Below are 10,413 nucleotides of genomic sequence, written 5' to 3'. Positions count from 1 at the left end.
CGGTGTAGGTAATACTGGACGCCACGTGGAGCCTCTGGTTGTACGGAACGTGATCTTCGCAGACCTGTTCCTACCAGGGGCTTCACTCTTGTCTGACGCCGAGTCGCCATCCCGCCATCAGGCATCATCACGCATCGCAACCGTCACGTTGCCGAGAAGACCTCACTACCTGAAACTGCTTCCTCCGGGACCCGTCGTCCCAGTATCAGGCTGTCCAGCTCAGAGGGGGAACTTCACTCGCCGGGTGCCCCATGTCGACGGTCGGGTCGAACACCGTCACCCGTACGACGAACGACCCGGTCAGTTCCCTGACGGCATGCCGCACACAGTGTCGGACCCTGTCCGGGTGCAGTTCGGCCCCGAACAAGAACCTGCAGTCCCGGATCAGACGCTCCATGTGTCGGCTCAGGCCCCGTATGCGCCGATCGTCCACGCGCATGGAGGTGAAGTGCGCGTAGTGCGTCAGGGCGAGGGTCAGCAGGGAATCGGGGTCAACGGGCCGTCCGTTCAGTTCCGCCATGGCCCCAGGGTGCCAGGCCAGACGGCGAACGCTCACCGCGAGGAGCATGGAAAGCCGCGCTCGGCGAGGCCCAGGCGCAGCTCGCCGAGGAAGGACAGGGCGGGGCCACGGGTCGGAAACCGGTCATGGTCCATCCGCCGCCGGACGGCCGGCACCGGGCCGCAAACCGCCCTGCCGGGGTCGGCGGAGCGCGCCGTCAGCCGCCGCACGAACGGCTCGATTCCGTCTGCATACGGGTGTCAGCCGTGGTCGCCGCGCAGAGGGGCACCGTAACCGTATCGTGCTCCAGGCGGTCGACGGCCGCAGGCTCCCCCGGGTCGCCGCTGTCGGCGGATGACGATAGTTTCCGGTCACATTCGCGTACTCGTGCTTTACCTTTGCCACGCATAACGGAATCCTTCCTCGGAGCGGTTGCAGGGCATGATTGTCACCCAACCGAAGCTCATGCACACTGACGTGAGGGCCAGCACAGATGTTCCTGAGGAAGGATCTTCGGCGTGTCATCCCGGCAACTCCCCCCCTGATCACCAGCCACGGCACTCGGCACTCCCCGGAAACCTGCACTTTCAAATGCGGGAATGCCTGCTCCCGCGACGCGCCGAACACCTCGGGAAATAGTTATTTCGGTGACCTGTTACGCAGGGCCCTGTCGCGCAGGGCCTTACTCGGTTGTGGAGCTCTCTCCCTGGTGTCGCCGACCACGACTGCTGCCCGAGCCCAGGAGCCCGGTCCGCGAGAACAGGAGACGGGCCGGCGGGGCTTCGCACCGGTGTCTCCGGACAGCGGGGACCGGGTGACGGTTCCCGAGGGCTTCACCCACGAGTTGCTGATCGGCTGGGGGGACGCCGTCCTGCCGGGCGCCCCGCCCTTCGACTTTGACCGTCAAAGCGAAGCCGCCCAGGCACGGCAGTTCGGGGTGAACAACGACTACTGCGCCCTGGTCCCACTGCGCGCCGCGGGGCAGTGGTTGATGGTCTCCAACCACGAGTACGCCACCGAACCACTGATGTTCCCCGACTGGAATCCCGAAGTGCCGGCGGAAGCCCATGTGCGGACGACCTGGATGGCGTACGGGCTGTCGGTGGTCCTCGTGGAACAGAGGGGTGACGGCGGGCTGAGGGCCAGGGTCGACGGACGGTGGAACCGCCGCATCACCTTGCTGAGCCCCTTCGAGGTGCGTGGGCCCGCCGCCGGTTCGCCCCTGTTGCGCACGTCGGTCGATCCGGCGGGGACCCGTGTGCTGGGCACGATGGCCAATTGCTCGGGCGGAATCACTCCCTGGGGCACGGTGCTGTCGGGTGAGGAGAACGTGCACATGCCTTTCGCCCACGCCGACAAGGTGGCGGATCCGCTGGTCAGAGAGGGCTTGAGGCGGTACGGGTTCGCGGAGGGCCCCTCTCTGCGCGGCTGGGAGGCGCACGACACGCGGTTCGACCTCGGTCGCGAGCCCCACGAAGCGCACCGGTTCGGCTGGATCGTCGAGTTGGATCCGCTGGAGCCGGACTCCGTGCCCGTGAAGCACACGGCGCTGGGTCGTTTCAAGCACGAGGGGGCCAACGTCTCGACCGCCCCGGACGGGCGTGTCGTGGCCTACATGGGGGACGACGAGCGGTTCGAGTACATATACAAGTTCGTCTCCGACGGGCGCGTGCGGCCGGGTGACGATCCGGCCGCACGCAGGCACAACAAGCGCCTGCTGGACTCCGGCACCCTCTACGTGGCGCGGTTCGACGGGGACGATGCGGCGGAGGAGATCGATGGCTCCGGCCGGCTTCCGGCCGATGGAGCGTTCGACGGTACGGGCCGGTGGATTCCGCTCGCGCACAACGACCGCAGTTTCGTACCGGGCATGAGCGCGGCCGAGGTGTACATCTTCACCCGGATCGCCGCAGACCGAGTGGGGGCCACCCCCATGGACCGCCCCGAGGACGTCCAGCCCCACCCCGTGACCCGGCGGGTGTACGCGTCCCTGACCAACAACGACCAGCGCGGGGCGCCCGGCCTGCCGGCTCCCGACGAGGCCAACCCGCGGTCGGGCAATCGCGACGGGCACGTCCTCGAGCTGTGCGAGCGCAAGGACGATCCGACCGCCGAACGGTTCCACTGGCGGCTGTTGTTGGTCTGCGGCGACCCGGAGTCACCGGGGACGTACTACGCGGGGATCGACAAGGCTCGGGTCAGTGCGATCTCCTCCCCCGACAACCTGGCCTTCGACGAGCACGGCAACCTGTGGATCGCCACCGACGCGGGCGGCAGGGGCGGCCGCAACGACGGGCTGTACATGGTGCCGCTCGACGGTCCGGAACGCGGACAGGTGCAGCGGTTCCTCACGGTGCCCACGGGTGCCGAGTGCTGCGGACCGGTGATCGGTCCGGATTTCGTGCTGGTCTCGGTACAGCATCCGGGAGAGCTGCCCGGCGCCAGCCCGCAGCAGCCCGCGTCACACTGGCCGGACGGAGGCTCCGCGCAGCCGCGGGCGTCCATCATCGTGGTGCGCCGCAAGGACGGCGGACCCATCCTTGGCGGGGACGGGTAGCACCATCATTCGGCGAGGGCGACGCCCCCGGGGAAGTGTGACGTCCGCCCGGCAGGCCGCCGAGCACGTTGCTTTCACGCCATCATCGAATCATCGTCGCCAATCAAGGCCCGGCCGCTTGCGTTCCCGACCTCATGGCGATTTATGCTTTAGCGAAGTCTCGTTCCGTGTGCACCGACAAGCAGCCAACCGAGATATGCACCCGGGGGACAGACATTCCCTCCGAGGTAGGCGCCCAGAATCTTCACATAGCGTCGCACGTTCTTTACCGGTGCGCTCCGCCGACGTTTATCCGTCCCAACACGTCTGCTCAGAGCAGGCGGCAGGCATCATTTTCCGCAATCAGTGAGTGGGTGACAGTGCAGTCGTCTGTGAACTTTTCCCCGGCAGCCGATTTCTACGACAAGACACGTGGAGGCGAGGCACGCGGCCGGAGGATCGCACCGGCCATCGCCGAGCGCACGGCGAAGGACCGCCTGCTCCTCGACGCGGGCATGGGCACCGGCGTGGTGGCTCTGGCGCTCACCGACCTCGGCTACTCCGTGGTGGGCATCGACCTGTCGCACTCGATGCTGACGAAAGCCGTGAGCCGCGTCGGGCAGACGGCCGCGGCGGCCTCACTGACCGCGCTGCCGTTCCCGGAGCGGACCTTCTCGCAGGTCTACAGCGTGTGGGTGACCCATGTCGTGGGTGACCTGCGCAAGGGCTTGCAGGAGGTGCACCGCGTACTGGAACCGGGCGGGCGCTACGTGGTGATCCCCGGCATGATCCTCTTCGACGACCATCCGGTCGGCAGGATCATGGAGGAGGTCCAGTCCCGCACGGCGGAGGCGGATGACCGGGCCGAGCGCATCCTGCCGCTGGCCGAGTCGGTGGGTTTCACCGCCGTGGAGGTCGGGGAGCTGGATGCGGCGACGCACGAGCACAGTCCGGAACAGATCGCCTCCGGACTCGAGCAGCGCATGTTCTACCACCTGTGGGCCGTGGACGACGCGGTCTTCGAGGAGAAAGTGGCTCCCTTGGTGAGGGAGTTGCGGGCCCTGCCCGACCCGGACCGTCCGATCACCCGGCGGACCCGGCGGCAGATCATCGTCCTCGAGAAGCGGGGGTGACCGTGTCCACAGACCATCGCAGCGACTTGGCCGCCGAGGTGGCGGGAACGCCGCTCATCGCCATGCTCACCGAGCCGGAATCCCCAGCCGTGCCGGCCGTGACCGAGGAATTGGGCAAAGCGGGCGTAAGGGCCGTGGAGATCACGCTGACCTCCCCGAACGCGCTGGACGCCGTTCGCCGCAGCGTGGTCACCGGCGCGGCGCTGGTGGGCGCCGGGACCGTACGGGACCGCGAGACCGCGCGGCGCGCCGTGGAAGCCGGCGCACACTACCTCCTCACCCCTGGTGTACTGCCGGACGTGCTCGACGAGGCCGGGTCGTTGGGGGTGCCCGTGGTATGCGGCGCGTTCACCACTACCGAGGTCATGGAGGCATGGCGGCTCGGCGCCGCACTGGTCAAGCTCTTTCCCGCGCGGCTGGGCGGGCCTGCGTACCTGGCCTCGCTCACGATGGCGTTCGGGGACATCCCCCTCGTTCCGACCGGCGGGATCACCGCCGACGACCTGGCCGACTACTTCGCTGCGGGCGCACACGCCGCGGCGCTCGGCCGGCCCCTTGTCGGTGACGCGCTGCACGGCGGGAACCTCGCCGACGTGCGGCACCGGGCCGCCGACCTCCTCGACCGGGTCCGGGCCGCCCGGGGCTGAGCGCTCGTCGGCCCCGCCGCCTTCGTATCCGCTGCTCCCGGGCAGCACGCCGCACCGCCATCACGAAAGGAAGACCGTTGGGTCTGGACCGCTCCTTCGCACTCGACCGCAGGGCCGAGCGGATCGACGCTCTGGCCGCCAAGCGAAAGAAGGTGATCGCCTCCGACCAGATGATCGAGGGGCACTACCCGGTCTTCGCCGACTGGGCCCACGGGGCCCATTTCTGGGACGTGGACGGTAACAAGTACCTGGACTTCTTCCTGTCCTACGGCACGGTCATCCTCGGCCATGCCGATCCGGACGTGGATGAAGCCGTGGTGCGCGAGATCCGTCGCGGCTTCGCCACCGGACTGATGAAGCCCGTGCAGACCGAGCTCATCGAAGAACTGCTCGGCATCGTGCCAGGCGCGGAGATGGGCATGCTGCTCAAGACCGGGTCGGACGCCACCGGTGCGGCCGTACGCCTGTCCCGGGCCTTCACCGGCCGGGACCGCGTGGTGCGCTGGGGCTACAACGGCTGGCACGACTGGTGCGCTCAGTGGGACCACGGGATCCCCGCCGTCAGCCGGGCGCTGGTGGACACGTTCACCTACAACGATCTGGATTCGCTGCGGGCGGTCTTCGAACGCCACCGCGGGCAGATCGCCTGCCTGGTGATGATGCCGTTCATGGTCGAGCGTCCTGCGGAGGGATTCCTCCAAGGCGTGCGGGAACTGACGCGGGAGCATGGCACCCTGTTGGTGTTCGACGAGATCCGCTCCGGCTTCCGGCTCGCCCTCGGTGGCGCGCAGGAGTACTACGGGGTCACCGCCGATCTGGTGACGCTGAGCAAGGCTTTCGCTAACGGGTACGCCATCTCGGCGCTGACCGGGCGGGCCGACGTCCTGCGCACTCTGGACACGGTGCACATCTCGTCCACCTACTATGCCAACGCCGACGCGATGGCCGCTGCGCTGGCCACGGTGCGCAAGCTGCGGTCGGGCGACCACCTCAAACGGATCTGGCAGATGGGTGAGCGGCTGCAGAGCGGTCTGGGGAGGCTCGTCGAGGAGTTCGGAGCGCCGATCGACGTGGTGGGTCATCCTCCCATGCCGTTCCTGGACTTCCACTTCGGCGACGAGGACCGCAACCAGCAGGCGAAACGTTCCTTCTACACGGCGACGATCCGTGAAGGTGTCTTCCTGCACCCCAACCACCACTGGTTCATCTCGGCGGCCACCACGGACCACGACATCGACACGGCGGTCGGCGCGGCACGGCGCGGTTTCGAGGCGCTCGCCGAGGCCGGCTGGCTGCCGGCGGACTGGCGCCGACGGCAGGAGGACGGAGCGGTATGACCGACCACGAGCGGGGATCCGGGCTGGCAGGGGACGACGACGTGCCCGGTGCCTGGCACGGTTTCGGGATGGTGCGCCCGCGCGTCCGCAGCGAGGCGCACTGGACCGAGGAACAAGAGGTGATAGGCCCCGGCCTGCAGGCCGTGATGCTGCTGTCACGACTGTGCGTGGCGGACGCGGACGGCCCCGAGATCGTGGACCTCGACGGCAACCGCATCATCGACTTCCAGGGTGCGGGCGGCGTGAACTCCATCGGTCACGCCGAGCCGCGCTTCACCGCGGCCCTCGCCGAGGAACTGACCCGGGCCACCGCCGGCGCCTTCGGCAGCCCTGCCCGGCTCGACATGGTGCGGGCGTTGCGCGACTTCCTGCCCGGGGACCTGGACATGATCCAGTTGTACAGCGGGGGCACGGAGGCGGTGGAGGCGGCACTGCGCCTGGCGAAGTCCGTCACCGGCAAGCACGAGTTCCTCTCCTTCTGGGGCGGCTTCCACGGCAAGACCATGGGCAGCCTGGCCCTGACCGCCGGCGCCCGCTCGGGTCTCGGGCCGCTCCCGCCCGGTTACTTCTCCGCCCCGTACGCCAACTGCTACCACTGCCCCTTCAAGTTACGGGCCCCCGACTGCGGCTTCGCCTGCGTGGAGCACGCCCGAGACGTGATCAAGGAGAACTCCACCGGGGCGCTCGCCGCGATCGTGGTGGAGCCCGTGCAGGGCAGGTCCGGCAATGTGGTACCACCCCCGGGCTACCTCACGGCCCTGGGCGAAGTGGCCCGCGAATTCGACGCGCTGCTGATCGCCGACGAGATGATGACGGGCTTCGGCCGCACCGGTGCCGCCTTCGCCCACCAGCACGAGAAGGTCCGCCCCGACGTACTGACCGTCGGCAAGGGCATGGGCGGCGGTTACCCGGTCACCGGGGTCATCGCCGCGGAGCAAACCATGGCAGCGGCTCCGTTCTCCGAGCCCAGCGCGAGCTCGTCCAGCTTCGGGGCGTTTCCCATGGCGTGCCGGGCGGTGGCCTCGACCACGGCCATCCTCACCGAGGACAAGCTGGTCGGCAACGCCGCCGTCCGGGGCCGGGAAATGCTCGACCAGTTGGCCGACCTCACGGAACTCGCTCCGTTGGTCGGTGACGTGCGCGGTGCCGGACTCGCTCTCGGAATCGAACTAGTGGTGGATAAACGAACGCATGAACCGGCGCCCAAGAGCCTGGTCCAGCGCGTCTACCTGAAACTGCTGGAAGCAGGCGTGCTGGTGATGCTCGGCGGCAACACACTGCGGCTGTACCCACCCCTGAACGTCGACCGCACGCAGACCGAGACCGCCGTCGGCATCCTCCGCGAAACCCTGATCGGCATCGGGAGGGAGGGGTGATCGTCGCGTTCGACACCGACCGCCTCACCGCCACGGCGGCCCAGGCCGCGGCGGAGGCGGGGAGGGAACTGCTGCGCTGGCACGGCACCCGGTTGACGGTGCGCAGCAAGGAAGGCGATGCGCCGGTCAGCGACGCCGATCTGGCGGCCGAGCACCAGGCACTGGGCATCCTGCGCATGTACACACCGGACTTCGGGATCGTCTCGGAGGAGTCTGGTGCCGTCGGTCTCCGCGACGGCCGGCCGACCTGGATCGTGGACCCGCTCGACGGCACCACCAACTATCTGCGCGGACTGCCCGACTACGCGGTCGCCCTGGCGCTGATCGTGGAAGGCCGCACTCATCTGTCACTGATCCGGTTCCCCGAGTCGGGCGAGGTGTTCCGGGCGGTGGCCGGGCAGGGCGCCTTCCGCAACGACGCGCCCCTGCACATCGGGGACCGCCCTCCGGGCAGGCCGCTGGTGGCCACCGGCTTCGGGACCGACGGCGTGGTGCGCGGCCGACAGCGGTCGGTGGCCGACCGGCTGCTCAACGCGGGCTTCGAGATACGCGAACCGGGCAGCGCCTCCACCGGACTGTGCCGCGTCGCCTCCGGGGCGTACGACGGTTATCTGGAGTTCGGCATCGGGGTCTGGGACACCGTGCCCGGCGCGCTGCTGGTCGTTGAGGCGGGAGGCACGGTCACGGGGTGGGGCGGTGCCCCCTTCACGTCCCGGCACGACAACGTCGTCGCGGCGTCGCCGGCCATCCACCGGGAACTGGTCGAGGCCGGGGGGCCCTGCCCGCCGGTGATACCGGAAGGACAGGCATGAACGTGGAGGGGACGCACCCCGCACAGACACCGATCGGCCGGGACGCGTCCGTCTCGCTGGTCATCGTCGGGTTCGGCACGGCCGGCGGTGCCCGCCTCAGCGGATACGGCTCCGTACCGGGCGTCGAGGTGGCAGCCGTGGTCGACCCTTCACCCGAGCGCCGGGGTCAGGCCGCCCGTCTCCTGCCGCACGGGCTGGTGCTCTCCTCCCTGGAGGAGGTGCTGGCGGCCGCCCCCGGTGTGGACGTCGTCGACGTGTGCACGCCCCCGGCCTTCCACGGCCCGCTCACGCGGGCCGCGCTCTCGGCCGGTCGGCACGTCATCTGCGAGAAACCGGTCGCGACGCGCGGGGCCGAGGCGCGCGAGCTGACGGCGCTGGCCCGTGCCCGGGGGCGGCTGCTCTTCCCCTCGCACAACTACGGGACCTCCCCCGTCATGACGACGCTGCGCGAGGCGGTCGCTGAGGGCTCCCCGGCCTCCGGCGGTGGCGTGGGGCACTTGGAATCGGCCACCTTCCGCATCCTGCGTGACCGGCACGCGCGCGGAGTGGCGGGGTACTCCCCCGACTGGCGCCGGTCCCCCGAACTGGCCGGCGGCGGCATCCTGCTGGACCACGGTACCCACTGCGTCTACATGGCGTTGCGGCTGTTCGGCCGGGCCCCCGTGAAACTGTCCTGCACCGTGGAGCGCCCCGGCGGGGACCGCTCGGCGGTGGACGAGGCGGCCCGGCTGCGTCTGGACTTCGGTGACGGGCAGTGCGACATCGAGCTGAGCTGGACGAGCGGGGAGCGGTCCAACCACTACGCGGTCCGCGGCTCCTCCGGGTCGGTGCGCATCGACGACGGAGAGGTGACCGGCCGCACGGCGGGAGGCGAGTGGCGGCGGTCCCTCGTTTCGCCGAGCAAGGACCAGACGCACCTGGAGTGGTTCACGCCCATGTACGAGGACTTCCGGCGGGCGCTCGCCGACCCCGGGGCGTGGGGCGTCTGCGCCCGGGAGATCGTGGACACCGCCCGGGTCGTCGAGGCGGCCTACGCGTCGGCGGACGCGGGCGGACGCATGGTGGCGGTATGAGTTCGTCGGCCCCGCCCGGCCGGAGCGGCGCACCGGCCGGGGCGACCGGCCGGTGCGTGGGCGGATCAGCCGCCCGAGCCAATGGCGCGGGCGAGCAGCGGGCCCTCCTCGGACAGGTTGTCGAAGGTGGTGGAACGCTCGTGGGACGCGAAGTAGTGGCAGACCACGCGGTCGTCGATCTCGGGCAGCCACTCCAGGCGACCGGAGCGGTACGGCTCTCCCAGATTCCGCGTCCGCCCCGTGCCCAGCCTCCCTCCGAGCAGCGAGTACGACATCTGGGTGACGTAGCGCGGCGCGAAGCTGATCTCGCGGGGCAGTGCGTTCAGGGTCCGCTCCAGAAAGTCCGCGTCGAAGAAGGCGGCGGAGTCCACGGCGGCGAAGCCGCAGCACATGTAGGGCACGTAGGGGGTGCCCGGCAGGTGCTCCGCTATCCAGTGCACCCCCTGGGGCTCCCACCCGAACTCGGGCGAGTAGAGAAAGGCGGGACGCCCGTCCGACGGCGCCGTCGCCCACTCGACGAGTGTGTGTGGACGGGAGAGGAACACCACGTCGCTGTCCATGCTGACGACCGACGACGCCCGGCTGAGCAGGAAGTAGTCGACCAGCTGGAGGATGCGGACGTTGTTGCGGCGCACGGCGGCGAGCGTGGGGTGGTTCACGAGCAGTTCCTCCACGCGCCGGTCCGCTTCGGCGCGGTGGAGGATCCGGGCGTCGGGCACGTGCCTGCGCAGTCGGGCCGTGTCGCGCGGGGTGAGCGTGCCGTCGTCGTGCACCACGGGCGTCACCTCGGGCCAGAAGCGGGCCAGCGACTTGGCGGCGAAGAGGTAGAGCGGCACGTGGTCCGAGGAGACCAGGCTGTGCACCTCCACTCCGTGCTCGCCGGTGAAACGGGGCGCCTGCGTGGCCAGCAGCCGTCGGGTGAGGGCGAATACGTCCTGCGCGCTACCGGTGCTGACGGCTCCGGACTGACTCATGCGGGTCTCCTTGACCGAAGGGCAAA

9 protein-coding genes are annotated in these 10,413 nt (G+C 69.6%); 7 read left to right on the top strand and 2 right to left on the bottom strand.

Annotated features, from left to right (window positions below; genetic code table 11):
- Positions 1-205: 205 nt before the first annotated feature.
- The gene (locus KYY02_RS31230; protein ID WP_371243924.1) at positions 206-520 is read right to left on the bottom strand and encodes an aminotransferase class IV; all 315 of its coding nucleotides are present in this window, start codon (positions 518-520) and stop codon (positions 206-208) included.
- 472 nt (positions 521-992) lie between these two features.
- Between KYY02_RS31230 and KYY02_RS31225 the strand changes: the two genes are divergently transcribed.
- From KYY02_RS31225 to KYY02_RS31195, 7 genes are all read left to right on the top strand, one after another.
- Complete coding sequence (locus KYY02_RS31225) at positions 993-3,056, top strand: PhoX family protein (RefSeq protein WP_371243922.1); 2,064 nt, start codon at positions 993-995, stop codon at positions 3,054-3,056.
- Positions 3,057-3,427: 371 nt separating this feature from the next.
- On the top strand, positions 3,428-4,168 hold the full coding sequence (locus tag KYY02_RS31220; RefSeq protein ID WP_371243920.1) for a class I SAM-dependent methyltransferase: 741 nt from the start codon (positions 3,428-3,430) through the stop codon (positions 4,166-4,168).
- Positions 4,165-4,815, top strand: coding sequence for a bifunctional 4-hydroxy-2-oxoglutarate aldolase/2-dehydro-3-deoxy-phosphogluconate aldolase (locus tag KYY02_RS31215; protein ID WP_371243918.1), 651 nt, complete (start codon positions 4,165-4,167; stop codon positions 4,813-4,815). Before KYY02_RS31220 ends, KYY02_RS31215 begins: the two co-directional genes overlap by 4 nt.
- A gap of 77 nt (positions 4,816-4,892) precedes the next feature.
- Positions 4,893-6,152: an aspartate aminotransferase family protein gene (locus tag KYY02_RS31210; protein WP_371243916.1), complete on the top strand. Its 1,260-nt coding sequence runs from the start codon at positions 4,893-4,895 to the stop codon at positions 6,150-6,152.
- Positions 6,149-7,528, top strand: coding sequence for an aspartate aminotransferase family protein (locus KYY02_RS31205; protein ID WP_371243914.1), 1,380 nt, complete (start codon positions 6,149-6,151; stop codon positions 7,526-7,528). Before KYY02_RS31210 ends, KYY02_RS31205 begins: the two co-directional genes overlap by 4 nt.
- Positions 7,525-8,340: an inositol monophosphatase family protein gene (locus KYY02_RS31200; protein ID WP_371243912.1), complete on the top strand. Its 816-nt coding sequence runs from the start codon at positions 7,525-7,527 to the stop codon at positions 8,338-8,340. The genes KYY02_RS31205 and KYY02_RS31200 overlap by 4 nt, the downstream gene beginning before the upstream one ends.
- Complete coding sequence (locus KYY02_RS31195) at positions 8,337-9,413, top strand: Gfo/Idh/MocA family protein (protein ID WP_371243910.1); 1,077 nt, start codon at positions 8,337-8,339, stop codon at positions 9,411-9,413. The genes KYY02_RS31200 and KYY02_RS31195 overlap by 4 nt, the downstream gene beginning before the upstream one ends.
- Before the next feature lie 65 nt (positions 9,414-9,478).
- Here the strand turns inward: KYY02_RS31195 and KYY02_RS31190 are convergent, their stop codons facing one another.
- A complete protein-coding gene (locus KYY02_RS31190) occupies positions 9,479-10,387 on the bottom strand; it encodes a hypothetical protein (protein ID WP_371243908.1) in 909 nt (302 codons plus the stop codon).
- Positions 10,388-10,413: the final 26 nt, after the last annotated feature.

The sequence above is a fragment of the Streptomyces pimonensis genome, assembly GCF_041380215.1.
Taxonomy (GTDB): Bacteria; Actinomycetota; Actinomycetes; order Streptomycetales; family Streptomycetaceae; genus Streptomyces; species Streptomyces pimonensis.
Note: the sequence above shows the minus strand (reverse complement) of the source record. Positions and strands in the feature narration are given on the sequence as shown.

Coding starts and splice junctions, on each gene's coding strand:
- KYY02_RS31225 (WP_371243922.1), top strand. CDS start 993: ATGTTCCTGAGGAAGGATCTTCGGCGTGTCATCCCGGCAACTCCCCCC.
- KYY02_RS31190 (WP_371243908.1), bottom strand. CDS start 10,387: ATGAGTCAGTCCGGAGCCGTCAGCACCGGTAGCGCGCAGGACGTATTC.
- KYY02_RS31205 (WP_371243914.1), top strand. CDS start 6,149: ATGACCGACCACGAGCGGGGATCCGGGCTGGCAGGGGACGACGACGTG.
- KYY02_RS31230 (WP_371243924.1), bottom strand. CDS start 520: ATGGCGGAACTGAACGGACGGCCCGTTGACCCCGATTCCCTGCTGACC.
- KYY02_RS31195 (WP_371243910.1), top strand. CDS start 8,337: ATGAACGTGGAGGGGACGCACCCCGCACAGACACCGATCGGCCGGGAC.